Origin of the sequence: Mesorhizobium sp. M8A.F.Ca.ET.202.01.1.1 (assembly GCF_004791595.1) — a bacterium.
Classification (GTDB): domain Bacteria; phylum Pseudomonadota; class Alphaproteobacteria; order Rhizobiales; family Rhizobiaceae; genus Mesorhizobium.
The window spans coordinates 1-280 of record NZ_SRUN01000324.1 but is presented as its reverse complement, the minus strand read 5'-3'; the positions used below and the strand labels follow the sequence as shown (position 1 = coordinate 280).

Below are 280 nucleotides of genomic sequence, written 5' to 3'. Positions count from 1 at the left end.
CTTGGAGCAGAGGCCGGGCTTCAAGTCGGCGCCATATGTCAAGGCGCAGGCGGCAAAGCTCCACCAGGGCCGGTTCGACGTCGATGGCAGCCTGGCGGATCTGAAGGACAACCCCACGCTGGCGGCATCGGTCATGGAGGCCTCGATCAGACTCGCCGTCGAAAAGCGCATTCTGCTCAGCGCCTTAGCAATCTCGGCCGAAGACGACCGCGCCAGCACGATAACGCTGAGCAGCGAACAGGCCCTTGAGCGGGCCAGGCTCGAAGGCGCCCCCCCCGAA

Annotated in this window: 1 protein-coding gene; it reads left to right on the top strand. The window is 65.4% G+C overall.

Translation table 11 applies throughout. The features are described from left to right. The coding region (locus tag EN845_RS35045) for a hypothetical protein (protein ID WP_135931359.1) at positions 1-280 on the top strand (280 nt) is incomplete at both ends.